At 60.5% G+C, this 24,551-nt stretch carries 31 protein-coding genes, 1 tRNA gene and 1 pseudogene; 8 read left to right on the top strand and 25 right to left on the bottom strand.

Translation table 11 applies throughout. The features are described 5' to 3' along the window. Positions 1 to 6: 6 nt before the first annotated feature. The gene (locus tag AC097O_RS23255) at positions 7 to 819 is read right to left on the bottom strand and encodes a helix-turn-helix transcriptional regulator (protein ID WP_479595326.1); all 813 of its coding nucleotides are present in this window, start codon (positions 817 to 819) and stop codon (positions 7 to 9) included. A 103-nt stretch (positions 820 to 922) separates the two neighbouring features. On the opposite strand from AC097O_RS23255, the gene AC097O_RS23260 reads away from it, so the two are divergent. The 6 genes and pseudogenes from AC097O_RS23260 (at position 923) to AC097O_RS23285 (ending at position 6,148) form a co-directional block, all read left to right on the top strand. Next, positions 923 to 1,900: a Bug family tripartite tricarboxylate transporter substrate binding protein gene (locus tag AC097O_RS23260; protein ID WP_479595327.1), complete on the top strand. Its 978-nt coding sequence runs from the start codon at positions 923 to 925 to the stop codon at positions 1,898 to 1,900. 28 nt (positions 1,901 to 1,928) lie between these two features. After that, the gene (locus AC097O_RS23265; protein WP_479595328.1) at positions 1,929 to 3,599 is read left to right on the top strand and encodes a DUF6351 family protein; all 1,671 of its coding nucleotides are present in this window, start codon (positions 1,929 to 1,931) and stop codon (positions 3,597 to 3,599) included. Further along, positions 3,596 to 4,069, top strand: a complete 474-nt coding sequence (locus AC097O_RS23270) for a DUF3237 domain-containing protein (protein WP_479595329.1) — start codon at positions 3,596 to 3,598, stop codon at positions 4,067 to 4,069. The genes AC097O_RS23265 and AC097O_RS23270 overlap by 4 nt, the downstream gene beginning before the upstream one ends. 155 nt (positions 4,070 to 4,224) lie before the next feature. Further along, a pseudogene (locus AC097O_RS23275) lies at positions 4,225 to 4,734 on the top strand (MBL fold metallo-hydrolase); the annotation flags it as partial. A 138-nt stretch (positions 4,735 to 4,872) separates the two neighbouring features. Continuing rightward, the gene (locus tag AC097O_RS23280; protein ID WP_479595352.1) at positions 4,873 to 5,319 is read left to right on the top strand and encodes a rhodanese-like domain-containing protein; all 447 of its coding nucleotides are present in this window, start codon (positions 4,873 to 4,875) and stop codon (positions 5,317 to 5,319) included. 61 nt (positions 5,320 to 5,380) lie between these two features. Next, the gene (locus AC097O_RS23285; RefSeq protein WP_479595330.1) at positions 5,381 to 6,148 is read left to right on the top strand and encodes a type III pantothenate kinase; all 768 of its coding nucleotides are present in this window, start codon (positions 5,381 to 5,383) and stop codon (positions 6,146 to 6,148) included. A gap of 71 nt (positions 6,149 to 6,219) precedes the next feature. Here AC097O_RS23285 and AC097O_RS23290 read toward each other — a convergent pair whose 3' ends face one another. Next, positions 6,220 to 7,410, bottom strand: coding sequence for a M20 aminoacylase family protein (locus tag AC097O_RS23290; protein WP_479595331.1), 1,191 nt, complete (start codon positions 7,408 to 7,410; stop codon positions 6,220 to 6,222). Between the two features lie 53 nt (positions 7,411 to 7,463). Between AC097O_RS23290 and AC097O_RS23295 the strand changes: the two genes are divergently transcribed. Next, on the top strand, positions 7,464 to 9,524 hold the full coding sequence (locus tag AC097O_RS23295; RefSeq protein ID WP_479595332.1) for a molybdopterin-containing oxidoreductase family protein: 2,061 nt from the start codon (positions 7,464 to 7,466) through the stop codon (positions 9,522 to 9,524). Positions 9,525 to 9,531: 7 nt separating this feature from the next. Here AC097O_RS23295 and AC097O_RS23300 read toward each other — a convergent pair whose 3' ends face one another. Beyond that, positions 9,532 to 9,693, bottom strand: coding sequence for a hypothetical protein (locus tag AC097O_RS23300; protein WP_479595333.1), 162 nt, complete (start codon positions 9,691 to 9,693; stop codon positions 9,532 to 9,534). Between the two features lie 223 nt (positions 9,694 to 9,916). On the opposite strand from AC097O_RS23300, the gene AC097O_RS23305 reads away from it, so the two are divergent. Continuing rightward, positions 9,917 to 10,594, top strand: coding sequence for a ProQ/FINO family protein (locus tag AC097O_RS23305; RefSeq protein WP_479595334.1), 678 nt, complete (start codon positions 9,917 to 9,919; stop codon positions 10,592 to 10,594). A 181-nt stretch (positions 10,595 to 10,775) separates the two neighbouring features. On the opposite strand, the gene AC097O_RS23310 is transcribed toward AC097O_RS23305, so the two are convergent. From AC097O_RS23310 to AC097O_RS23415, 22 genes are all read right to left on the bottom strand, one after another. Further along, a tRNA-Met gene (locus AC097O_RS23310) sits at positions 10,776 to 10,852 on the bottom strand. A gap of 21 nt (positions 10,853 to 10,873) precedes the next feature. Beyond that, positions 10,874 to 11,272: a 50S ribosomal protein L17 gene (gene rplQ, locus AC097O_RS23315; RefSeq protein WP_315191949.1), complete on the bottom strand. Its 399-nt coding sequence runs from the start codon at positions 11,270 to 11,272 to the stop codon at positions 10,874 to 10,876. A 124-nt stretch (positions 11,273 to 11,396) separates the two neighbouring features. Continuing rightward, complete coding sequence (locus AC097O_RS23320; protein ID WP_295959425.1) at positions 11,397 to 12,389, bottom strand: DNA-directed RNA polymerase subunit alpha; 993 nt, start codon at positions 12,387 to 12,389, stop codon at positions 11,397 to 11,399. A gap of 108 nt (positions 12,390 to 12,497) precedes the next feature. Then, the gene (rpsD, locus tag AC097O_RS23325; RefSeq protein ID WP_295959421.1) at positions 12,498 to 13,121 is read right to left on the bottom strand and encodes a 30S ribosomal protein S4; all 624 of its coding nucleotides are present in this window, start codon (positions 13,119 to 13,121) and stop codon (positions 12,498 to 12,500) included. A gap of 107 nt (positions 13,122 to 13,228) precedes the next feature. Beyond that, positions 13,229 to 13,633, bottom strand: a complete 405-nt coding sequence (gene rpsK, locus AC097O_RS23330; RefSeq protein ID WP_092757621.1) for a 30S ribosomal protein S11 — start codon at positions 13,631 to 13,633, stop codon at positions 13,229 to 13,231. An 18-nt stretch (positions 13,634 to 13,651) separates the two neighbouring features. Beyond that, positions 13,652 to 14,017 (bottom strand): 30S ribosomal protein S13, encoded by a 366-nt coding sequence (gene rpsM / locus AC097O_RS23335; protein WP_295959417.1) that lies wholly within the window; start codon positions 14,015 to 14,017, stop codon positions 13,652 to 13,654. 23 nt (positions 14,018 to 14,040) lie between these two features. After that, positions 14,041 to 14,154, bottom strand: coding sequence for a 50S ribosomal protein L36 (rpmJ, locus tag AC097O_RS23340; protein WP_028820150.1), 114 nt, complete (start codon positions 14,152 to 14,154; stop codon positions 14,041 to 14,043). Between the two features lie 86 nt (positions 14,155 to 14,240). Then, positions 14,241 to 15,557, bottom strand: a complete 1,317-nt coding sequence (secY, locus tag AC097O_RS23345; protein ID WP_315208895.1) for a preprotein translocase subunit SecY — start codon at positions 15,555 to 15,557, stop codon at positions 14,241 to 14,243. A gap of 23 nt (positions 15,558 to 15,580) precedes the next feature. Further along, positions 15,581 to 16,012, bottom strand: a complete 432-nt coding sequence (gene rplO / locus AC097O_RS23350) for a 50S ribosomal protein L15 (protein WP_315191937.1) — start codon at positions 16,010 to 16,012, stop codon at positions 15,581 to 15,583. Between the two features lie 9 nt (positions 16,013 to 16,021). Beyond that, the gene (gene rpmD / locus AC097O_RS23355; RefSeq protein WP_092757618.1) at positions 16,022 to 16,204 is read right to left on the bottom strand and encodes a 50S ribosomal protein L30; all 183 of its coding nucleotides are present in this window, start codon (positions 16,202 to 16,204) and stop codon (positions 16,022 to 16,024) included. Between the two features lie 14 nt (positions 16,205 to 16,218). Next, a complete protein-coding gene (gene rpsE, locus AC097O_RS23360) occupies positions 16,219 to 16,743 on the bottom strand; it encodes a 30S ribosomal protein S5 (RefSeq protein ID WP_092757617.1) in 525 nt (174 codons plus the stop codon). 17 nt (positions 16,744 to 16,760) lie between these two features. Then, complete coding sequence (rplR, locus tag AC097O_RS23365) at positions 16,761 to 17,126, bottom strand: 50S ribosomal protein L18 (protein WP_479595335.1); 366 nt, start codon at positions 17,124 to 17,126, stop codon at positions 16,761 to 16,763. Between the two features lie 11 nt (positions 17,127 to 17,137). Further along, positions 17,138 to 17,671, bottom strand: a complete 534-nt coding sequence (gene rplF / locus AC097O_RS23370; protein WP_315191933.1) for a 50S ribosomal protein L6 — start codon at positions 17,669 to 17,671, stop codon at positions 17,138 to 17,140. A gap of 16 nt (positions 17,672 to 17,687) precedes the next feature. Next, positions 17,688 to 18,083: a 30S ribosomal protein S8 gene (rpsH, locus tag AC097O_RS23375; protein ID WP_295959402.1), complete on the bottom strand. Its 396-nt coding sequence runs from the start codon at positions 18,081 to 18,083 to the stop codon at positions 17,688 to 17,690. A gap of 21 nt (positions 18,084 to 18,104) precedes the next feature. Beyond that, positions 18,105 to 18,410, bottom strand: coding sequence for a 30S ribosomal protein S14 (gene rpsN, locus AC097O_RS23380; RefSeq protein ID WP_295959399.1), 306 nt, complete (start codon positions 18,408 to 18,410; stop codon positions 18,105 to 18,107). 8 nt (positions 18,411 to 18,418) lie between these two features. Further along, positions 18,419 to 18,958, bottom strand: a complete 540-nt coding sequence (rplE, locus tag AC097O_RS23385) for a 50S ribosomal protein L5 (protein WP_479595336.1) — start codon at positions 18,956 to 18,958, stop codon at positions 18,419 to 18,421. A 2-nt stretch (positions 18,959 to 18,960) separates the two neighbouring features. Next, positions 18,961 to 19,281 carry a 50S ribosomal protein L24 gene (rplX, locus tag AC097O_RS23390; RefSeq protein ID WP_295959393.1) on the bottom strand — a complete coding sequence of 107 codons (321 nt, stop codon included), beginning with the start codon at positions 19,279 to 19,281 and terminating at the stop codon, positions 18,961 to 18,963. A gap of 9 nt (positions 19,282 to 19,290) precedes the next feature. Beyond that, complete coding sequence (gene rplN / locus AC097O_RS23395) at positions 19,291 to 19,659, bottom strand: 50S ribosomal protein L14 (RefSeq protein WP_315192381.1); 369 nt, start codon at positions 19,657 to 19,659, stop codon at positions 19,291 to 19,293. A 204-nt stretch (positions 19,660 to 19,863) separates the two neighbouring features. Further along, on the bottom strand, positions 19,864 to 20,685 hold the full coding sequence (locus tag AC097O_RS23400; protein WP_479595337.1) for an HAD-IIB family hydrolase: 822 nt from the start codon (positions 20,683 to 20,685) through the stop codon (positions 19,864 to 19,866). Beyond that, entirely contained in the window at positions 20,682 to 22,280 is a 1,599-nt protein-coding gene (locus AC097O_RS23405; protein WP_479595338.1) for a glycerol-3-phosphate dehydrogenase/oxidase, read from the bottom strand. Before AC097O_RS23405 ends, AC097O_RS23400 begins: the two co-directional genes overlap by 4 nt. Positions 22,281 to 22,412: 132 nt before the next feature. Next, positions 22,413 to 24,143: an ABC transporter substrate-binding protein gene (locus AC097O_RS23410; protein ID WP_479595339.1), complete on the bottom strand. Its 1,731-nt coding sequence runs from the start codon at positions 24,141 to 24,143 to the stop codon at positions 22,413 to 22,415. Between the two features lie 99 nt (positions 24,144 to 24,242). Continuing rightward, entirely contained in the window at positions 24,243 to 24,551 is a 309-nt protein-coding gene (locus AC097O_RS23415) for a DUF2160 family membrane protein (protein WP_315192375.1), read from the bottom strand.

The following is a 24,551-nucleotide window of genomic DNA, read 5'->3' on the forward strand; positions in this document are numbered from 1 at the left end:
AACCCGTTAACCCAAACTCTGGGCCTGCAGCACCCGCGCAAACAACTCGTTGCGAAAGTGGATACCCAGCCGCGCAAAGGCCCGCTGGCGGTAGGTTTTGACCGTGGGCAGGCCCAGGCCGAGCGGGCAGGCAATGCCGTCCAGCGTCAGCCCTTGCAGGATACCGGCGCACACCTCGCACTCGCGCAATGTCAGCCCCGGATGCAGACGCTGCACCTGCTGCACCTGGGCGGCAAAGCCCGCATCCCGCGCGGGCGCGGGTGCAGCGTCTGGCAGAAGCGGTTGCCGCAGCAACAGATGCTTATGGGCCAGCGCCAGCAAGGCCGGGGCGAGTTGGGTGAAGTCGGCAATCTGCGCGTCGCTGAAAGGCCGCTGGTGCTGGTGGCGGTAGAAGTTGATGGCAAACAGCGCGCCATCCCCCTGCGGCTCCACCACCGACACCCGCTCGGCCATGCCATGCGCCTCGTACACCTTGGCGCGGTGCTCGGGCGGCACCTCCTGGGCGGTAATGTGGCTGACCTGGTGGCCAGGTAGGGCCGAAGGCTGGCAGAGGGTGTTGTCGCCGACATACGGGCCCGACAGGTAGGCGCGCCAGCAGTCGCGGGTGGTGTCGGGCACGCCGTGGCTGGCCGACATGTAGATCACCGGTGGGCACAGCGGCCCGGTGCGGTACACCGCGCACGAGGCGGCGGGCAGCAGCGGGTACAGGCTGTCCAAAAGCGCCTGCTCAAAATGGTTTTCGCCCAGGCGCGGCACCGCCTGGGTCAGCACACTCAGCAGCTCGCCGGGGGTGGCGGCGTTGGCAGCCCACTGTCGCATTCTTCGGTCTTTCAGGGTTAACACGTCGTCTTCTGGGATGACAGCATACGGGCAGGCCGGGGCCTACGCTATGCAGCATTACACCTAGTCCGGAGACAACCCCATGCGCATCCCTTCCCGCCGCAGCGTGCTCGCCACCCTGCTCACCGCCCTGGCCTGCACCGCCGCCAGCGCCCAGACCAGCTATCCCCAAAGACCGGTGCGCCTGGTGGTCGGCTTTGCGGCGGGCACCGGGCCCGACATCGTGGCCCGCCTGGTCAGCCAGAAGCTGGCCGAGGGCTGGGGCGTGGGCGTGGTGGTCGACAACAAACCCGGTGCCGGGGGCCTGATCGCCGCCACCGAAGTGGCCCGCGCCGCGCCCGACGGCTACGCCCTGCTGCTGGGCGAAACCGGCCAGCTGGCCATAGCGCCCAGCAGCTACACCAAGCTGCCCTACGACGTGCAGCGCGACTTTGCCCCGGTCAGCCAGGTGGCCAGCGTGGACTTTGCCTTTCTGGTGAATCCGCAAAAGGTAGCGGCCCGCAACGTGAAAGAGTTTGTGGAAGCAGCCAAGACGCAAAAAGGCCTGTTCATGGCCACCTTTGGTGCGGGTACACCGGGGCATTTCGGGGTCTTCATGCTGGGCGACGCGCTGAAGCTCCAGCCCGAGCCGGTGCACTACAAATCCACCGGTGACGCACTCACCGGCCTGTTTGGCGGCGACGTGCAAGGCGTGTTTGCCAGCATCGGCCTGGCCGCACCCAACGTCAAGGCGGGCAAGCTGCTGGCCCTGGCCACCACCGGTGCCGTGCGCACCACCGGCCTGCCCGACGTGCCCACCTTCAAGGAACAGGGCTACCCCGAGCTGGAGTTCAACTCCTGGTTTGGCGTAGTAGCCCCGGCCAAAACGCCCGCCGACGTGCTGGCCAAGCTGAACGCCGACATCGTCCGCGCCGTGCAGTCTGCGGATGGCAAAAGCAAGCTGGAAGCCGCCGGTTTCCGCGCCACCGGCACCAGCCGCGAGGACTTCACCCGCAGCATCGCCGCCGACACCGCCAAGTGGGGCAAGGCCGTGGCGGCCACCGGCTTCAAGGCCGACTGAGTACCCAAAGAACACCTTAGGAGACACCATGCGCACGTACCTACCTCGCAAGCAGCCCGTCTTGCTCGCCAGCCTCATGGCCACCCTGGTCACCGCCTGCGGCGGCAGCGATGGCAGCCCCGTCGCCGCGCCGCTGGATGCCACGGCCTCGGCGGCGGCATGCAGCAAGCTGGCCGCCCAGTCCGGCTTGTCGGCCACCACCATCACCGGCCAGTACACGCCCGCAGGCACCAAGCGCCCCGGCACGGCCACCACCGGCGACTTCTTGCCCGGCCACTGCACGCTGGTGGGCAGCATCAACCCGCGCGTGGGCGTGGACGGTAAAAACTACGCCATCGGCTTCCAGCTCAGCCTGCCCGACAACTGGAATGGCCGCTTTCTGTACCTGGGCGGTGGCGGCAACGACGGCACGCTGCGCGACACCAGCCTGAGCTCCAGCATCTCCATCGGCACGCCGTCGCCGCTGGGCCAGGGCTATGCCGTGGTGTCCACCGACGGCGGCCATACCGGCACCAGCGCACTGTTTGGCCTGGACCCGCAGGCCCGCATCGACCACGCCTACAACGCCCACGACAAAACCGCCGTCAGCGCCAAGGAGCTGATCCGCCAGCGCTATGGCCGCCAACCCGACAAGTCGTACTTCTCGGGCTGCTCGGGCGGGGGCCGCCAGGGCATGGTGTTCTCGCAGCGCTTCCCCGACTACTTTGACGGCATCACCGCCGGGGCCCCGGCCATGCGCGTCTCCAGCGGGGCCACGGTGGCAGCCATGTGGAACAACCGCAAGCTGACCGACATCGCCCCGCTGGACGGCACGGGCCAGCCCATCCTGTCGCAGGCCTTCAGCAACGCCGACCTGACGCTCACCGCCCAGGCCATTACCACCGCCTGCGATGCCGCCGACGGCGTGGCCGATGGCATGGTCAACAAGGTACAGGCCTGCACTTTCGACCCCGCCGTGCTGCAGTGCGCCGGGGCCAAAACCTCCAGCTGCCTGAGCAGCGCCCAGGTGGGTGCCTTGAAAGACGTGTTTGGCGGCCCTAAAAACACCGCGGGCGTGGCCCTGTACGCGGGCCAGCCCTGGGACCCCGGCCTGGCCGCCCCCGGCTGGCGCGCCTGGACGCTGGGCAGCTCCACCACCGCCATTCCCGATTCGCGCTACAACACCCTGATGCGCGATGCGCTGGTGCACGAGTTCTTCACCCCGCCAGACCCGACGTTCAGCGCTTTGAGCTTCAATTTCGACACCGACCCGGCCCGCATGGCCTGGTTCTCGGCCATCTACGACACCTATGCCGATGCCACACTGAGCGCCTACAAGAAGCACGGCGGCAAGCTGCTGCTGATCCACGGCATGTCGGACCCTATCTTCTCGGCCACCGACACGCTGGACTACTACGCACGCCTGAGCGCCAACAACGGCGGCCTGGCAGCCACCCAGAGCTTTGCCCGGACCTTCCTGGTGCCCGGCATGAACCACTGCTCGGGCGGCCCGGCCACCGACAGCTACGACTCGCTGCAAACCATGGTGGACTGGGTGGAAAAAGGCATTGCCCCCGAGACCATCCCCGCCGTGGCCACCGCCAGCAACAGCTACTACCCGAACCGCAGCCGCCCGCTGTGCGCCTACCCGCAATACGCCCAGTACAAGGGCACGGGCAACATCGAAGAGGCCGCCAACTTCCGCTGCGTGGCCCCATGAACCACGGTGCGCTCATCCCCCCCACGCTGGCCTTCTTTGCCGACCTGTCGGTAGAAGTGGCCACCCCGCAGGAGGTGGGGGCCACCGCTTACGGCCAGCGCCGCCTGATCCCCATCCTGGGCGGCAGCGCCCGGGGCGATGGCTGGACGGCGCGGGTGCTGCCCGGCGGGGCCGACGCGCAGCTGGTGGTCAACGCCACGCTCACTGAGCTGGACGCGCGCTACTGCCTGGAAACCGATGGCGGCGACCTGGTTTACGTACACAACCGCGCCATCCGCACCGGCCCGCCCGAGTTGATGGCCCGGCTGGTGCGCGGCGAGCCGGTAGACCCGGCGCAGATCTACTTCCGCTGCCTGCCGCACTTCGAAACCGCCGCCCCGGCCCTGCAGTGGATCAACGAACGGCTATTTGTAGGCAGTGGCGCACGCTACCCGCAGACGGTGGAGATGCGGTTTTTCACGCTGGGTTGAAGCCGGGGCGGGGCGGCAGTGGATATCGGCATCATTTTGGCCTCTGGCGCTTATTCAATCAGCACTAGAAGCTATAAATAAAATAGCAAACGAATCATTACTCCACCACCGCAAGTTCATCGCACAATAGGCCCCGCAGCATCCACGGAGGCCCCATGCACACGCCGCACCCGATCCAGCTTTTCGACCCCGCCACCCACACCTACACCTATGTGCTGGTTGATCCGGGCACCCGCACCGCCGCCATCATCGACCCGGTGGACACCTTGCTGGAGCGCGATCTGGCGCTGCTGCAGACCCAGGGCCTGTCGCTGCTGTGGACGCTGGAAACCCATGCCCACGCCGACCACATCACCAGCGCGGGCCTGCTGGCCGAGCACGCCGGGGCCCAGACGGCGGTGCCCGCAGGCTGCGGCATCCAGGGTGCGGCGGTGCAGTTGCAGCACGGCGATCTGCTGCACTTTGGCGGCGAGACCCTGCAGGCCCTGCACACGCCCGGCCACACCGCGGGCAGCATGTGCTTTGTGTGGCGCGACCATGTCTTCACCGGCGACACCCTGCTCATCGGCGGCTGTGGCCGCACCGATTTCCAGTCCGGCAGCGCCGAGGCGCTGTACCACAGCATCACAAAAATTCTGTTTGCCCTGCCCGACACCACGCGGGTCTGGCCGGGGCATGATTACCACGGCAAAACCCAGTCCAGCATCGGGGCCGAGAAGTCGCACAATCCGCGCATCGCCCACAAAACCCTACCGGAATTCATCGCCACCATGGACGCACTGAACCTGCCCCGCCCGCAACGCATGGACGAAGCCGTGCCTGCCAATCTGGCCTCGGGCCTGTCCCCTATCCACCCCGCCGAAGGCTATGCCGGGGACGTATCGCCCCAGTTGGCCTGCCAATGGTGGCAGGCGGGCGAGGCGGTGCTGGTCGATGTGCGCACCGATGCCGAACGCGCCTGGGTCGGCGAGGTGCCGGGGGCCGTGCCCTTGGCCTGGAAGCAATGGCCCGGCATGGCCCTGAACCCCGATTTCGACAGCGGCCTGCAGGCCGCGCTGGCAGGCGGAAAAAAAGCCGTGCTGCTGTGCCGCAGCGGTGTGCGCTCCGTGGCTGCCGCCAAGCGCGCCACCGAGCTGGGGCTGCAGGCCTACAACATCCTCGAAGGCTTCGAAGGCGACCCCGACGCAGAAGCCCACCGGGGCCGCAAAGGCGGCTGGCGCTTCCACAACCTGCCGTGGCGTCAGGGGTAACCACACAGGTGCCCCTGTATGGGCGCATAGATAATGCGGTGAAAAATACCGGAGACGCAGGATGAGTTTTCTCGCCATCGACATTGGCAACACCCGTCTCAAGTGGTCGCTATACGACACACCCCGCCCGGGGGCCACGCTGCTGGCCCACGGTGCCGAGTTTCTGGAAAACATCGACAAGCTGGCCGACGGCCCCTGGGCCAACTTGGCCGCGCCCAGTTCCATACTGGGCTGCATCGTGGCCGGGGATGCCATCAAACGCCGTGTGCTGGAGCAACTGGAGCTGTGGGACGTGCACCCCCAGTGGGTGGTGTCCAGCGCCGCCGAGGCCGGTTTGACCAACGGCTACGACCACCCCACCCGCCTGGGTGCCGACCGCTGGGTCGCCATGGTGGGCGCGCGCCACCGCATGCTGGCCCAGGGCCCCGAGCGGCCCATGGTGGTGGTGATGGTGGGCACGGCGGTGACGGTGGAGGCGGTGGACACCTATGGGCGCTTCCTGGGCGGGCTGATCCTGCCCGGCCACGGCATCATGCTGCGGGCGCTGGAGTCCGGCACCGCAGGCCTGCACGTGCCCACCGGCGAGGTGCGCGTGTTTCCCACCAACACCAGCGACGCGCTGACCAGCGGCGGCACCTACGCCATCGCCGGGGCCGTGGAGCGCATGGTGCAGCACGTGCGCCAGCACTGCAAAGCCGAACCCGCCTGCTACATGACCGGCGGCGCAGGCTGGAAGATGGCCCCCAGCATGTCGGTGCCGTGCGAGCTGGTGGACAACCTGATTTTTGACGGCTTGCTGGCCATGGCGGCAGGCCGGTTCGTAAATTAGCTTTTCAAGCTTTTTAGGCCTCTAGCGCTTACTCCATCGGCGCAAGCAGCTCTTAATTCAATAGCAATCGCTTAAAGCGGCTTAAGCCAAGCCTCGGCTAACCGCACCCAGTAGGTGGCGCCCAGCGGGATCAGGTCGTCATTGAAGTCGTAGCTGGGGTTGTGCAGCGTGCAGGGGCCTGCGCCGTGTCCCAGGGCGCGGTGGTCGCCGTCGCCGTTGGCAATGAAGCAGTAGGCCCCGGGCTTGGCCAGCAGCATGTAGGCAAAGTCTTCCGCGCCCATGGTGGGCTCCTGGGTGATCACGTTGGCAGGGCCGACGATATCGGCCATCACCTGGCGGGCGAACGCGGCCTCGGCGGCGTGGTTGATGGTGGGCGGGTAGTTGCGGGCAAATTCAAAGTCACAGCGGGCCCCGAAGGCTTCGCACAGGCTGTCGGCAATCTGGCGCATGCGGGCTTCGATCAGGTCCAGCACCTCCAGCGTGAAGGTGCGCACCGTGCCCTGCAGCTCCACGCTGTCGGGCACGATGTTGGTGGCCGAGCCGCCGTGCACCATGGTGACCGACACCACACCGGCATCAATGGGCTTTTTGTTGCGGCTGATGATGGTCTGGAAGGCCAGCACCATCTGGGCGGCGATGGGCACGGGGTCGATGCCCATATTGGGCATGGCGGCGTGGCTGCCCTTGCCGTGGATGGTGATCTTGAATTCGCTGCTGGAGGCCATCACCGGGCCGGGGCTGAGGGCAAACTGGCCCACCGCCATGCCCGGCCAGTTGTGCATGCCAAACACCGCGTCCATGGGGAAGCGGGTGAACAGGCCTTCCTGCACCATCTCACGGGCCCCGCCGCCGCCCTCTTCGGCAGGCTGGAAGATCAGGTAGACCGTGCCGTCGAAGTCGCGGTGTTCGGCCAGGTACTGCGCTGCCGCCAGCAGCATGGCGGTGTGGCCGTCGTGCCCGCAGGCGTGCATCTTGCCGGGGTGCTGGCTGGCGTGGGCGAAGGTGTTGAACTCTTGCAGCGGCAGCGCATCCATGTCGGCGCGCAGGCCGATGGCACGCGGGGAGTTGCCGTTTTGCAAAATGCCCACCACGCCGGTGCCCGCCAGGCCGCGGTGGATGGGAATGCCCCATTCGGTGAGCTGGCGCGCCACCAGGTCGGCGGTCAGCACCTCCTGGAAGCTCAGCTCGGGGTGGGCGTGTAGCTCGCGGCGCAGCGCGGCAATGCCGGGGGCTTGCTCCAGCAATTGGTCGATCACGGGCATGGCGCGGCTCCTGGATTTATCATCCGACCATTCTGTCAGAAGGCCCCCATCGGATGAATAACCCCACCCACACAGTACGTGGTGCCTGCCCGCACGACTGCCCCGACACCTGTTCGCTGCTGACCACGGTGCAAGACGGCATCGCCATCAAGGTGCAGGGCAATCCGGCCCACCCGCACACCGACGGCGTGCTGTGCACCAAGGTCTCGCGCTACACCGAGCGCACCTACCACCCGGAACGCATCCTGCAGCCGCTCAAGCGCAGCGGCCCCAAGGGCTCGGGCCAGTACACGCCCGTGGGCTGGGACGTGGCGCTGGGCGACATTGCCGCACAGCTAGGCAGCATTGCCGCCCGCAACCCAGAGGCCATCCTGCCGTACAGCTATGCGGGCACCATGGGGCTGGTACAGGGCGAAAGTATCGCCGCACGCTTTTTCCACACATTGGGCGCGTCGCTGCTGGACCGCACGATCTGCGCGTCGGCAGGCGCCGAAGGCCTGATCCACACGCTGGGCGGCAAAGTGGGCATGCAGGTACAGTTTTTTGCCGAGTCGAAATTGATTCTGATCTGGGGCAGCAACTCGATCGGCAGCAATCTGCATTTCTGGCGCTACGTGCAGCAGGCCAAACGCGACGGCGCACGGCTGGTGTGCATCGACCCGCGCAAGAGCGAAACCGCCGAAAAGTGCCACGAACACATCGCCCTGCGCCCCGGTACCGACGCCGCGCTGGCGTTTGCGCTGATGCATCAGCTCATCACCCACGACTGGCTGGACCACGCCTACCTGGCCGAGCACACCGTGGGCTGGCCCGCGCTGCGCAAACGCGCCCTGCAGTGGCCGCCCGAGCGCGCCGCCGAAGTGTGTGGCGTGCCGGTGGAGCAGATCACCGCGCTGGCGCGCGACTACGGCCAATGCTTTGTGAACGGCCAACCCGCCGCCATCCGCCTGAACTACGGCATGCAGCGCACCCGCGGCGGCGGCAATGCCACCCGCGCCGTGGTCAGCCTGCCCGCGCTGATAGGCGCATGGAGGCACCGCGCAGGCGGCGTGCTGATGAGCAGCTCGGGCCAGTTTCCGGTGCAGCGCGCGGCCTTGCAGCGGCCCGATTTGCTGGCCGGACGCAGGCCCCGCACCATCAACATGAGCACCATTGGCGATGCCTTGCTGGACTCCGCAGCACCGATCGAGGCGCTGGTGGTCTACAACAGCAACCCGGTCGCCGTGGCCCCTGATTCGGGCAAAGTGGTGCAGGGCTTTGCCCGTGAGGACCTGTTCACCGTGGTACTGGAGCATTTCCAGACCGATACCGCCGACTATGCCGACTACATCCTGCCCGCCACCACGCAGCTGGAGCACTGGGACGTGCACAGCGGCTACGGCCACACCGATGCCCTGCTGAACCGCCCTGCGATTGCGCCATTGGGCCAGTCCAAAACCAATACCCAGATCTTCCGGGAGCTGGCCGCCCACATGGGTTTGACCGACCCGTGCCTGGGCGAGAGCGACGAGGCGCTGTGCAGCACCGCGTATGGCGACCAGGTGGACTTTGCCGTATTGCTGGAGCACGGCTTTGCGACGATTCCGCTGCCCGACGCGCCGTTTGCCCACGGGCAGTTTCCCACCCCATCGGGCAAGTGCGAGTTTTTCAGCGAGATATTGGCGGCACAGGGCCTGGATGGCTTGCCGGAATATCTGCCCAACTACGAGGCGGCAGGGACATCCACAGAGTTTCCGCTGGCGATGATTTCACCGCCCGCGCGCAATTTCTTGAACTCCAGCTTTGTCAACGTCACCAGCCTGCGCCAGATCGAAGGCGAGCCGCTGCTGGAAATCCACGCCGACGATGCCCTGCCACGGGGCATCACCAGCGGTGCTGTGGTGCGTGTCTTCAACCAGCGCGGCACGTACCGCTGCAAGGCCAAGGTATCAGCCCGGGCCCGGGTGGGCGTGGTGAATGGGTTGGGGGTGTGGTGGCGCAAACTGGGGCTGGATGGCAGCAATGTGAACCAGCTCACCAGCCAGCAATTGACCGACCTGGGCCGGGCCCCCACCTTTTACGACTGCCGGGTGGAGGTGGCGCTGGACGCGCCCCCGGCTACGGATATCGATTAGGCCGAATTTAAGCCGAACTGGCCGACTTCTCGCTCTTGGTCTTCGCCGCTACGGGCGGTGCGCCCACCACTTGCCAGATGGTTTTAAACCCGGTATCGGGGATCTGCAAAGGTTTGGTACGCGCTGCTTCAGGAGGGGTGGCGACAACCGCGGGAGCTTTCTTAGCCATGGGCACTTTCAAATTTTTGGAGGGCCGATTGTCGCAGCCCTACCGCGTAAACCCGTACAGGATGCAGACACTTACGCGTCACAGAGACTTTGGCGTTGCTGCCAAGCTACAAACCTCGGTTGGTGGCGCAAGGCTCCAAACTTAAAGCACTTTCGTTTTCGATGAAAATACAGCCTGTTCGCGCACTCTTTGCGCCTGTTCCCTACCGCAGACCCCCATTACCGTGACCACTCCCCCCGCACCGAAAGCCCGCCCCTCCCAAGCACGCAAGCCCAGACCGCAGCGTGCCTCTCCAGGCCGCGAAGTGCACCCCTTGCTGCACACGCTGTACGACCTATACCCCAAGGTGTTTGGCGCACAGGCTTTGCCACTGAAACTCGGCATCTTTCACGAACTGGTGGCAAGTCACCCCGATCTGCTGGAAGCCAAGGCTTTGCGCGAAGCCCTGGGGCAACATACCCGGTCCACCCGTTACCTGGAGCAGGTCGCCACGGGCGTGCACCGCCACGATCTGCAAGGCCTGCCTGTAGAGCCCCTGGCGCCCGAGCATGTGCACCAGGCCATCATGGAAGTCGCCCGCCGCGACCGCGCAGGCAATAGCCCTGCGGCACAGGCCAAGCTGCGCCGACGTTTGCGCAATGCCTTCGAAGCCTCTGGATTGAGCCGCGGCGCGTATGCAGAGCAGGTCAAGCCCCCACTGGAAGCCTGGAACGCCCTGCTGGACCACGCCTACACCGAAGATGGCGCCGCAGCAGCAAAGCGCGAAGCCCTGCTGAAAGCCTTTGAAAGCAGCGGCCAGACCTTGGCGCAATTTGCCGACATGTACGGCATGGACCTGGCCAGCACAGAAGACTCGCTGGAACAGGCCAAACAGGACCGTACCGGCAAACAGGCCGAGTAGGCCTCGGTGGCCCGTAGCGGCAAGCTAGCGCTACGCAACCCAGCGACGGACGAAGAAACCCCTACACAAAGCACCAAGTAAAAAGCCCCAGTCGTTGCTGGGGCTTTTTTAGAGAATGGCACAAATTAAAAAACCCACACAAGGTGGGTTTTTTAATTCGTAGCACCGAAGTACTACTGATTGGTTGCGCGAGTAGGATTTGAACCTACGACCTTTGGGTTATGAGCCCAACGAGCTACCAGGCTGCTCCATCGCGCGGTATGTTTCTATTATAGCAGCTTATGCTTGGTCTGCAGATATTTCTACAGCTTCTTTTACATCAGCACGGTCAACCAGTTCAACAAATGCCATAGGCGCATTGTCACCCACGCGGAAACCCATCTTCAAAATGCGGGTATAGCCGCCTGGACGGGCTTTGAAATGGGGGCCCAAGTCGTTGAACAACTTGGTCACGCTGTCGCGGTCACGCAGACGGTCAAAAGCCAAACGGCGGTTAGCAACCGTTGCTTCTTTGGCCAAAGTGATCATGGGCTCGATCACGCGGCGCAATTCCTTGGCCTTGGGCAAAGTGGTCTTGATGGCCTCGTGCTCGATCAGCGAGTTCATCATGTTGCGCAACATAGCAAGGCGGTGCGAGCTGGTGCGGTTAAGTTTACGAAGTCCGTGTCCGTGGCGCATGGTGCATTCCTTTCAATTATTTTGACGCACAGCCGGATCAGGTACTGCGCGTTGCACGAGTCCTTTGCAGGACATTTTTAAAGCCCAGCGCAGCACCAAAATGCTGTACTGGCCAAATTTCCAATTAACGCTTGTCCAAGCCAGCCGGTGGCCAGCTTTCAAGCTTCATACCCAAGGTCAAACCGCGCGAAGCGAGGACTTCCTTGATTTCATTCAGCGATTTGCGACCCAGATTAGGGGTCTTGAGCAATTCATTTTCGGTGCGCTGGATCAGATCACCGATGTAATAAATGTTCTCAGCCTTCAGGCAGTTCGCAGAGCGAACCGTCAATTCCAGCTCATCCACAGGACGCAACAGAATCGGGTCAAACTGCGTGTTGCCACGCGGTGCGGGTTGTTCAAACACGCCGGCCAATTCGCTGCCTTCCAGCTGCGCAAATACTGCGAGCTGTTCAACCAGTATTTTAGCCGATGCGCGCACGGCATCTTCTGCCGAGATCGCACCATTGGTTTCGATCTCCACCACCAGCTTGTCCAGGTCGGTACGCTGCTCAACGCGAGCGCTTTCGACGGTGTAGCTCACGCGCTTGACGGGCGAAAACGAAGCGTCCAGCACAATACGGCCGATCGACTTGGTTTGCTCGTCCGCATAGCGGCGCATGCTGCCTGGAACGTAGCCACGGCCCTTTTCGACCTTGATTTGCATGTCCAGCTTGCCGCCTTGCGACAAATGCGCAATCACGTGGTCTGGGTTGATGATTTCAACATCGTGCGGAGTCTGGATGTCTGCCGCTGTGACAACGCCGTCGCCGTCTTTGCGCAGGCTCAAGGTGACTTCATCACGGTTGTGCAGCTTGAAAACAACGCCTTTGAGGTTCAACAAAATGTTTACAACATCTTCTTGAACACCGTCAATCGAAGAGTACTCATGCAGCACGCCTGCAATGGTCACTTCGGTTGCCGAATAACCCACCATGGACGACAACAGTACACGGCGTAGTGCATTACCCAATGTGTGCCCGTAACCGCGTTCAAACGGCTCCAACGCAACTTTCGCACGGTTGTGACCCAGTTGTTCAACGTTGATGGCTTTGGGTTTCAGCAAATTAGTTTGCATGCATGCTTCCTCTCAGTACCCCCAGCTCGTTACACCGGTAAGGCAAGTGTTGGTTCTAGACCGCAGTGCCCCGCAGCCTAGGAACAAAATCAAACGACAAATGCGGAATTAACGCGAATACAACTCAACGATCAGGGATTCATTGACATCAGAAGCGAATTCATCGCGGTCAGGTACTTTCTTGAAAATACCTTCGGTCTTCTCGATGCTGACCTCGACCCAAGCTGGCAAGCCCACTTGTTGCGCCAATTGCAGTGCTTCAACAATACGGTTCTGCTTTTTCGACTTGTCACGAACAGCCACTACGTCACCGGTCTTGACCATGTACGAAGGGATATTCACGCACTGGCCGTTCACGGTCATCGCCTTGTGCGACACCAACTGGCGTGCTTCAGCGCGCGTGGAACCAAAGCCCATGCGGTAGACAACGTTGTCCAAACGCGATTCCAGCAGGAACAGCAGATTGGCACCGGTGTTGCCCTTGCGGCGATCGGCTTCTTCGAAATAGCGGCGGAACTGACGTTCCAACACACCGTACATGCGCTTTACTTTTTGCTTTTCGCGCAGCTGCAAACCGAAGTCAGAAGTACGGGCACCGGAAGTGCGGCCGTGCTGACCTGGCTTGGAGTCGAATTTGGCCTTGTCGCTGATCGAGCGGCGAGCGCTCTTCAGGAAAAGATCAGTGCCTTCACGGCGGGAGAGTTTGGCCTTGGGACCGAGATAGCGTGCCACTTGAGCGTCCTTAAAAATTATCTTCCACGCAGAAACGTGGGAGCCATCTGCGCAATGCAGATGGCGGTGGGCTTATGAAAACCGGACCGAAATGAATTCCGGTGAGATTAGATGCGACGGCGCTTTTGAGGGCGGCAACCGTTGTGTGGAACGGGCGTCACATCTGCAATCGAGGTAATGCGGATACCGAGTGCACCCAGAGCGCGAACCGAAGATTCGCGGCCAGGACCCGGGCCTTTGATTTCGACATCAAGATTCTTGATACCTTGTTCAATGGCGGCACGACCAGCCACTTCGGAAGCAACCTGGGCAGCAAATGGAGTCGATTTACGCGAACCCTTGAAGCCCTGGCCACCGGAAGAAGCCCAAGACAACGCATTGCCTTGACGATCAGTGATCGTGATGATTGTATTGTTAAATGATGCGTGCACGTGTGCGACACCGTCAGACACGTTCTTGCGAACTTTCTTACGTACGCGCTGCGATGCGTTGCTTTGTTGAGCTTTAGCCATAGTGATTTCTCAATCCCTTTATTTCTTCAATGAAGCCGCAGCCTTGCGCGGTCCCTTGCGGGTGCGTGCGTTGGTACGCGTACGCTGGCCACGCATGGGCAGACCACGACGGTGGCGGAAACCACGGTAGCAGCCGATGTCCATCAATCGCTTGATGTTCATCGTGGTTTCTCTACGCAAATCGCCTTCAATGGTGAAGAGAGCGATTTGGTCGCGGATCTTTTCCAGATCAGCATCGGTCAAGTCTTTGACCTTCTTGGAATATGCAATGTCGCAAGCTTCGCAAATCTTGCGAGCGCGGGTGCGACCGATGCCGAAAATAGCGGTTAAGCCGATTTCGGAATGCTTTTGCGGCGGAATGTTAATACCAGCGATACGTGCCATGTGCGTCCTCTAAAACTTTTCTATCAACCTTGACGCTGTTTGTGGCGTGGATCTGTACAGATCACACGAACCACGCCCTTGCGCCGGATGACTTTGCAGTTACGGCAAATTTTCTTAACCGAAGCTGAAACTCTCATTTAATTCTCCTAAAACTCTGAATACCGTGCGATTGAATTCTCTGGAACAAAACACCAGAACCCATGACCAACTTTTAACTTGCCAACTAAGCGTTGGCAGAAGACTTGAAGTTAGCCTTTTTCAGCAATGACTCGTATTGTTGAGACATCATGTAGTTTTGAACCTGGGCCATGAAATCCATAGTCACAACCACAATAATGAGCAGTGACGTTCCACCAAAATTAAATGGCACGTTGTATTTCAAGACCAATATTTCCGGAACCAAACACACAAAGGTGATGTAAACCGCACCCGCCAAAGTCAACCTCAGCAATATCTTGTCGATATAGCGAGCAGTTTGCTCACCCGGGCGAATGCCAGGAATAAACGCACCGCTTTTCTTCAGGTTGTCTGCTGTTTCGCGGCTGTTGAATACCAGTGCCGTGTAGAAAAAGCAGAAGAACACAATGGCGCTGGCATAGAACAGCACATACACCGGCTGTCCTGGACTCAGCATACCTGCGACGTCTTTCAACCAGCGCAATGACTCAGAAGCACTGAACCAATTCACGACTGTTGCAGGCAACAAAATAATTGATGAAGCAAAGATCGGAGGAATCACACCAGCCATATTGAGCTTCAAAGGCAAGTGCGAAGACTGTCCGCCATACACCTTGTTGCCTACCTGTCGCCGTGCGTAATTCACCAAAATCTTTCTTTGACCGCGTTCAACGAACACGACAAAGTAAGTGACCAAGGCAACCACTGCAACAATAAAGATGGAGGCAATGATGCTCATCGCACCTGTGCGCACCAACTCTAGCAAACCGCCAATAGAACCAGGCAAACCAGCTGCGATACCCGCGAAGATCAGGATGGAAATTCCATTACCCAAACCACGTTCTGTAATTTGCTCACCCAACCACATCAGAAACATGGTTCCAGCAGTCAAACTCACCACAGCAGTCATCCGGAAACCAAAACCTGGCGACAACACCAGACCCGGAGAGCTTTCCAGACCCGTAGCAATCACCAGCGACTGGAACAGGGCCAGACCCAAAGTGCCATAACGGGTGTACTGGGTAATCTTGCGACGACCAGCTTCGCCTTCTTTCTTCATCTGCTCAAACATCGGCACCACGTAGCCCATCAATTGCATGATGATGGAGGCGGAGATGTAAGGCATGATGCCCAAAGCGAAAACCGTAAACCGGGACAAGGCACCACCAGAGAACATATTGAATAAGCTCAATATGCCGCCTTGCTGGCCTTTGAAAAGCTGCTGCAGTTGCGTTGCATCGATGCCGGGCACAGGAATATGTGCACCGACACGATAGACAACCAGCGCGAGCAGCAAAAACACCAAGCGACGACGCAAGTCGCCGAACTTACCCGTCTTTGCGATTTGAGCGCTAGTTGCCACCGAACGTTTCCTTCAACAAAAACTTAAGCCAGGCTGCCACCGGCGGCTTCAATAGCCGCCTTGGCTGCTGCCGTAGCACCAATACCAGTGAACTTGATCGCCTTGGTCAGTTCGCCGGTCTTGATGACCTTGATGACTTTAGCCATCTCAGCGATCAGACCTGCTTGCTTCAGTGCCAAACCGTCTACTTCAGACAGGCCCAGCTTTTCCAGCGCTTCCAGAGTGACTTCAGCGTTGTACTTCAGCAAATGCGACTTGAAACCACGCTTAGGCAAACGGCGTTGCATAGGCATTTGACCGCCTTCAAAGCCGACCTTGTGGTAACCACCAGCACGGGACTTTTGACCCTTGTGGCCGCGGCCAGAGGTCTTGCCCAGGCCAGAGCCAATGCCGCGACCAACGCGACGCTTGGCGTGCTTTGCACCCGCTGCGGGCTTAATGCCATTGAGTTCCATCGTCAATCCTTAGATGATTTTGACCAGATAACTGATCTTGTTGATCATGCCGCGGACTTCGGGCGTGTCTTGCAGTTCGCTTACGCTGCGAATCTTGCGCAGACCCAAGCCACGAACGGTTGCACGGTGCGATTCTTTGGTACCAATCGGGCTGCGAACCAGCGTCACTTTGAGTGTTTGTTGCGTTGTCATTTGGATAACCTTGCTCAGACGAAGATTTCTTCGACGTTCTTGCCGCGCTTGGCAGCAATGTCCGAAGGAGTGGTCGAATTACGCAATGCATCCAAGGTGGCACGCACCATGTTGTAAGGGTTCGACGAACCGTGGCTCTTGGCCACGATGTCAGTGATACCCATCACTTCAAACACTGCGCGCATAGGGCCGCCTGCAATGATGCCGGTACCCTTGGGTGCCGGAGCCATCATCACGTTAGCTGCGCCATGTTGGCCAGTCACTTTGTGGAAAACGGAACCGTTTTTCAGCGTGACCTTGACCATGTTGCGGCGGGCTTCTTCCATCGCTTTTTGCACGGCAGCAGGCACTTCTTTCGACTTGCCCTTGCCCATGCCAACGCGACCTTCGCCGTCACCCACCACGGTCAAAGCTGCGAAACCAAGAATACGGCCACCCTTGACCACCTTGGTAACGCGGTTGACCGCGATCATCTTTTCACGCAGGCCGTCTTCAGGCCCTTCAGCCTTACCCTGCATTTTTCCTTGAACTTTAGCCATGATTTATTCCGATCTGCTTAGAACTGCAAGCCAGCTTCGCGGGCAGCATCGGCAAGCGCCTTGACGCGTCCGTGGTACGCAAAACCTGAGCGATCAAACGCTACTTTTTCAACGCCGGCGGCTTTTGCTTTTTCAGCAATCAGCTTGCCAATGGCTTGTGCTGCGGTGGTGTTGCCACCTTTGCCAGTGCCGCCCAGCTCTTTGCGCACAGCCGCTTCGGCGGTCGATGCGCTGGCCAGAATCTTGGCACCGTCGCCAGAAATAACGCTGGCGTAGATGTGCAAGTTGGTACGGTTCACCGTCAGGCGTGCAACGCCTTGGGTTGCAATACGGATGCGGGTTTGACGCGCACGGCGGAGACGCTGTTCTTTTTTGGTCAACATGTTGCGGCTCCTTATTTCTTCTTGGTTTCTTTGATCGTGATCTTCTCATCCGAATAACGGATGCCCTTGCCCTTGTAAGGCTCGGGAGGACGGATCGCACGAATCTCAGCAGCCACTTGGCCCACACGTTGACGGTCCGCACCCTTGATCAGAATTTCTGTCGGGGTGGGGGTGGCCACAGTGATGCCAGCAGGCATATCGATATTGACGGGGTGGGAGTAACCCACGGCCAGATTCAGCTTGGCACCTTGGGCGGCGGCTTTGTAGCCCACGCCAACCAGGCTCAGCTTCTTCTCGAAACCCTTGGTCACACCGACAACCATGTTGTTCACCAGCTGACGCATGGTGCCTGACATGGCATTGGCTTCACGGGACTCGTTGGCGGGGACAAACGTGAGTTTGCCAGCGTCATTGGTCACGGTAACCAGCGCATTTTGGGTCAGCGACAGCGAACCGCCGGTGCCCTTGACATTGATTTGGTCGTCCTTGATTGCCACATCCACACCAGCGGGGATAGCAACAGGCATTTTTCCTACGCGAGACATTTGCTAGTTCTCCTGCTTAAGCGACGTAGCACAAGACTTCGCCACCGATACCGGTTGCGCGGGCTTTGCGGTCCGTCATCACGCCTTGCGGAGTGGTAACAATTGCCACACCCAAGCCGTTCATGACTTGTGGAATGGCGCCGTGGCCTTTGTAAACACGCAGGCCGGGACGGCTAACGCGTTCAATACGTTCGATCACAGGGCGACCGGCGTAGTATTTCAAGGTAATTTCGAGTTCGCTTTTGCCAGCTTCGGTTTTCACCTGGAAGCCGTCAATGTAGCCTTCGTCTTTCAAGACTTGGGCAATCGCGACCTTCACTTTGGATGAAGGAATCGATACAGTCGTTTTGGCCACCATTTGCGCGTTGCGGATGCGTGTCAGCAAGTCGGCGATGGGATCACTCATACTCATGTTTAGGTTCTCCTGCCTTACTTACCAGCTGGCCTTGACCATACCGGGGATGTCGCCAGCAAAAGCCAGTTCGCGAATTTTTGCGCGAGCCAAGCCAAACTGACGGAATGTTCCACGAGGACGACCCGTGATGGCGCAACGGTTACGTTGGCGCGTCGGGTTTGCATTGCGTGGAAGCTTTTGCAAAGCCAAGCGGGCCGCAGCACGCTCGTCGTCGGTCTTCTTGGCATCGGTCGAAATTGCTTTCAACTCTGCGTGTTTTGCTGCGTACTTGGCAACCAATTGGTCACGCTTGAGTTCACGCTGAATCAGAGCTTGTTTAGCCACACGTCACCTCAGTTCTTGAACGGAAAACGGAACCCGGCGAGCAGTGCCTTGCACTCTTCGTCATTCTTGGCCGTTGTCGTGATGCTGATATTGAGACCGCGCAAGGCATCGACCTTGTCGTACTCGATTTCAGGGAAAATGATCTGCTCTTTCACGCCGATGTTGTAGTTACCACGGCCATCGAAAGCGCGACCAGAGATACCGCGGAAGTCACGTACACGGGGCAGAGCCACGGTAACGAATCGGTCCAGGAACTCAAACATCTGCACGCCGCGCAAAGTCACCATGCAACCAATGGCCTGGCCTTCGCGGATCTTGAAACCGGCGATAGCCTTCTTGACCTTGGTCACGACGGGACGCTGACCGGCAATCTTGGTCAGATCGGCAACTGCGTTATCCATGACCTTTTTGTCGGATACCGCTTCGCTCACACCCATGTTCAAGGTGATCTTGGTGAAACGAGGAACCTGCATCGGCGAGGTGTAGCCAAACTTGGCCATCAGCTCGGGAGCAACTTTGTCGCGATAGAGTTGTTGTAGACGTGCCATGCTCATGCAACCTTGATTTCTTCGCCGCTAGACTTGTAAACGCGGGTGCGCTTGCCATCTGCCAGCAACTTGATTCCAACACGATCAGCCTTGCCGGTAGCCGCATTGAAGATGGCTACGTTGGACTGGTGAATGGGCATATTCTTTTCGATGATGCCGCCTGCCTCGCCCTTCATGGGGTTGGGTTTAGCGTGCTTCTTCACCATGTTGATGCCATCGACCAACAGGTAAGAGTCATCTTTGCGCAGCGCCACGGTGCCGCGCTTACCCTTGTCGCGCCCGGTGAGCACAACGACTTGGTCGCCTTTGCGAATTTTGTTCATGGTGCGTCCTTACAGAACTTCAGGAGCCAGGGACACGATCTTCATGAACTTTTCGGTACGCAATTCGCGCGTCACGGGTCCAAAGATGCGGGTGCCGATGGGCTCCAGCTTTGCGTTGAGCAACACTGCTGCGTTGCCGTCGAATTTGACCAGCGAACCGTCTGCACGACGGATGCCTTTGGCCGTGCGCACCACCACTGCACTGTAGATCTCGCCTTTTTTGACGCGACCACGTGGAGCGGCTTCTTTGATGCTCACTTTGATGATGTCGCCAACGCTAGCATAGCGACGCTTGGACCCGCCCAGCACCTTGATGCAGAGAACGGATTTCGCGCCAGTATTGTCGGCAACATCTAACCGGGATTCAGTTTGGATCATGTCTATGTTTTCCCAACTTGCATCAGTTGAACCAGCTTGAAAGCTAACTCGCCTGATCAGTCTTGGGCCCGTCGTCCACGCTACAAACCACTCATAGCGCTTCCTTTGGGCAGAAGCATCGCTTTTTAGGAGCGAAGCCCACGATTATGCAGAGTATTTGACGGCACGTCAACACCCTGCCTTAAAAAACACACACTGGCACTGTCAGCGGGCGGCCAATGCGGCTGCAACCACCTCGGCAAAGCCTGCGCCACGCTCTTTGGGCGTGATGTAGGTGGGTTTGCAGGACATTTGGGCCTCAAAACGTCGCACATTTGCCACACCAATGCTGTGCGGCAAGGCTTCGAACATGCGCTGGTCATTGGTGGAGTCACCCACGTAGGCCCAGTGTTCGCGTTCTGCGGCCAGGTCGCGCCCCAGCAAGGTCTGGACGATCCAGCACGCCCCCACCCATTTATCATGCCCGCCAAACCAGCCATTGATATGGATGGAGCTGACTGTGGCGTGCATGCCCTCGGATTGCAGAATAGCCACGACCTGGGCGATATTGTGGGGCGGCAGATGGATGAATTCGCTGTGGTCGAAGGCGATATCGGTCTCGCGCCCGGCCGAGTCTTGCGCCAACATGGCGCCAGGTACTTCAGCCAGCACCCGCTGCGCAATATGCTGCATGCGATCAAAGTTTGTGCGGCGTGTACCGGCATCCTGGATATACAGTTTTAATAGCTGCTCGTGCTTATCAAATAAGCGCGGAAGGCCAATTTGGCTTGTTTTTTTTTGCAGCGCCACCGCGCCGTTCTCTGCCACGATGGCGTCCACCGGCCAGGTAAGCGCAAACGGTTCGCTCCATCCCACGGGGCGACCCGTGATGGCAATCACCACCAAGCCTGCGGCCTTCAAATCTGCCAGGGCCTGCAGCGCATCAACGGTGATGGCTCCGTCAGTGGTCAGGGTGTCGTCGATGTCGGTGAGCACGCCCACCAGTCCGCGCCGCGCTGCCAGCGGCCATTGCGCCAGGGGCTTCACGCGGGCAGGGTCAGATAGAGTTGCGCCAAAGCAAGGAAGTCATCGGTTTGGGGATCGGCACCGGTTTCTTCCCACAGGATGTCAGCCACAGCCGGAGCCAAAGAGGCGGCCAACCGTGCATCCAGGAACAGCAAACGGCTGCGGCGGGCCAACACATCTTCCACGGTACGGGCGTACTCAAAGCGCGCCGCAAAACGCACCATGGCTTCCGACACTCCGCCACCGAGCCAACGGTCGCCGCCGGGCAGGGACTGGACGACGGGCTGCTCGGTGCCGTAGGCATGCAGGCCGGGCGCGTCACTGATCTTAGGGCGCGGCGCATCCACCGCACCACCCGCCCCCATCAGGCGCAAGGTGGACGTGGTGCCGGGCTTGCGCGGCTGTAGCAGGTTTGCAGCAAAGCATTTGTCCAGCACGTCCTCGGCCATGGCGCGGTAGGTGGTCCACTTGCCGCCGGTCACGGTGACCAGGCCGCTTTTGCTGACCAGCACCGTGTGTTCGCGGCTGATGCCCTTGGTGTTGCCACCATCGTCGTCTTGCGGCTTGACCAGCGGACGCAGACCCACCCAGACGCTTTTCACATCGGCACGTGTGGGTGCGCGGCTGAGGTAGCGGGCGGATTCACTCAGAATGAACTCCACCTCTTCTTTGAAGGGCCGCGGCTCGCGGGCCAGGTCGTCGCGCGGGGTGTCGGTGGTGCCCAGAATGACCTTGCCCAGCCAGGGCACGGCAAACAGCACGCGGCCATCGGCGGTTTTGGGTACCAGCATGGCGTGGTCGCCGGGCAGAAATTCGCGGTCCACCACGATGTGCACGCCCTGGCTAGGGGCCACCATAGGCTTGGCGACGCGGCCCGTGGCTTCGCCGTCCTGCTGGCGGAAGGCATCGACCCACACGCCGGTGGCATTCACCACACAGCCCGCCCGCAAGGTGATCTTGGCACCGGTTTCGCGGTCTTCGCAGTGCACGCCCGCGACTTTGCCGTCTTCGTGCAGCAAGCCAGTGGCGGCGCAATAGTTGGCCACCACCGCACCATGGGCGGCTGCCGTGCGGGCCAGCGCCAGGGCCAGCCGGGCATCGTCAAACTGGCCGTCCCAGTACTTCACCCCACCCTTGAGGCCGTGGGCCTGGACGGTGGGCAGGTACTGCAGGGTTTTGTTGCGGCCTAAAAATTCTGTGGGGCCCAGGCCCGCCTTGCCCGCCAGCGCGTCGTACATCTTCAAACCGATGCCGTAAAACGGCGTATCCAGCAGTTTGTAAGACGGCATCACAAAGGCCAGCGGCTGGGCCAGGTGCGGCGCGTTGTTGAGCAGCGTGGTGCGCTCGTGCAAGGCCTCGCGCACCAGGGCGATATTGCCCTGTGCCAGGTAACGCACGCCGCCATGCACCAGTTTGGTCGCGCGCGACGAAGTGCCCTTGGCAAAGTCGTGCGACTCGACCAGGGCCACGCTGAACCCGCGTGTTGCGGCATCCAGTGCCACGCCCAGGCCGGTGGCACCACCGCCAATCACCACGACATCGAAGCGGGCGGGGGCCGTCAGTTGCGCCATCAACGCAGAACGCAGGGTAGCCAGGGGTGGGGATGCGAGTGTCATAACCTAAATTTCACCAATCAAACAAACCCACCAAGCGCGAAGCATGCCGGGCTCAAAAAAAAGGCCGCGTGCACACAAAGTCCACGCGGCGAGACGCATCAAGAAGATGGCATCTGTGTCAACGCTCTCACGTTAACGGACCTTGCCATTTTTCCACGCGTTCAACAGCGTTTCGTAAGCAATGGTTTCGCCCTTGGGCTTCTCGTTGGCCAGCTTCTTCCAGGGGGCACCCTTGTCGCTCAGGTACTTGTTGGGGTCACCCTTGGGGTTGAGCTTGGGAGCGCAATGCGCCATGCCTGCACGCTCCAGCCGGGACATGACCTGGTCCATCTCTTCGGCCAGGTTGTCCATCGCCCCCTGTGGCGTTTTTTCACCCGTGACGGCCTGGGCTACGTTCTTCCACCACAGCTGGGCCAGCTTGGGGTAGTCGGGAACGTTGGTGCCGGTAGGCGACCAGGCCACGCGGGCGGGGCTGCGGTAGAACTCCACCAGACCACCCAGCTTGGGGGCCATATCGGTCATGGCCTTGCTCTGGATGTCGGACTCGCGGATGGGGGTCAGGCCCACCACGGTCTTTTTCAGCGAGGTGGTCTTGGCCGTCACAAACTGCGCATACAGCCAGGCAGCGGCGGTCTTGTCGGCATCGTGGTTGGCAAAGAAGGTCCAGGAACCCACGTCCTGGTAGCCGTTTTGCATGCCTTGCTTCCAGTACGGGCCGTTCGGGCCGGGGGCCATGCGCCATTTGGGCGTGCCATCGGCATTCACCACCGGCAGACCGGGCTTGATCATGTCGGCCGTGAACGCGGTGTACCAGAAGATTTGCTGGGCGATCTGGCCCTGGGCAGGCACGGGGCCGGATTCGCCAAAGGTCATGCCGCTGGCCTCTTTGGGCGCGTACTTCTTCATCCAGTCCACGTACTTGGTCAAGGCGTACACGGCAGCAGGCGAATTGGTGGCACCACCGCGCGACACCGAAGCGCCCACCGGCGTGCACTTGTCGGCACCCACGCGGATACCCCACTCGTCCACCGGCAAGCCGTTGGGGTTGCCAATGTCGGCGGTACCGGCCATGGACAGCCAGGCATCGGTAAAGCGCCAGCCCAGCGACGGGTCTTTTTTGCCGTAATCCATATGGCCATAGACCGGCTTGCCGTCGATGGTTTTCACGTCTTCGCTGAAGAAGGCGGCGATGTCTTCGTAGGCGCTCCAGTTCTGCGGCACGCCCAGCTCGTAGCCGTACTTGGCCTTGAACTTGTCTTTCAGGTCCTGGCGGGCAAACAGGTCGGCACGGAACCAGTACAGATTGGCAAACTGCTGGTCGGGCAACTGGTAGAGCTTTTTATCGGGGCCGGTGGTGAAGCTGGTGCCGATGAAGTCTTTCAGGTCCAGGCCGGGGTTGGTCCACTCCTTGCCCTTGCCGGCCATGTAGTCGGTCAGGTTCATGATCTTGCCGTAGCGGTAGTGGGTACCGATCAGGTCCGAGTCGGTAATCCAGCCGTCATAGATCGACTTGCCCGATTGCATCGAGGTCTGCAGCTTCTCGACCACATCGCCTTCCTGGATCAGGTCGTGCTTGACCTTGATGCCAGTGATCTCTTCAAACGCCTTGGCCAGCGTCTTGCTTTCGTATTCGTGGGTGGTGATGGTCTCGGACACCACCGAAATTTCCTTCACGCCCTTGGCCTGCAGCTTCTTGGCCGCGTCGATGAACCACTTCAGTTCGGCGGCCTGCTGGTCCTTGCTCAGGGTCGAAGGCTGGAACTCGCTGTCGATCCATTTCTTGGCTGCCGCCTCGTCGGCGAAAGCGTGGCCGGTCAGCGCGCACACGGCGGCGATGGCCAGGTGGGAATAACGCATCTTCATGTCTCGTCTCCTGATTGGTATGCACCCCCATAGATCACAAAGGCTTGCTCGGCTCTGGGGGCAATGGAAGCCGAATCCTTGAACACGCATAAAACCTGTCTATCCCTTGCGCATGATCACGGCCAGCAGCACCATGGACAGCACAAAGCTGATCCAGATCGAGGGGTCGCCATCCAGGCCGAACCACTCGGCAAATTTGCCGCTCAAGCCGACAAAAATCAGATTCACATAGGCCGCACTGAGCAAGCCCATGAAGAGCCGGTCACCCCGGGTGGTTTCCATCGGCAAAAAGCCACGCCGCAGCGTCGTGGGCGACTTGATCTCCCACACGGTCATGCCCGCCAGCATCAGCACGATGCAAATAAAGAAAACTGCGACCGGCAAGGTCCACGCCATCCACTCAAACAT

The sequence above is a fragment of the Rhodoferax sp. LS1P39 genome (assembly GCF_056521425.1).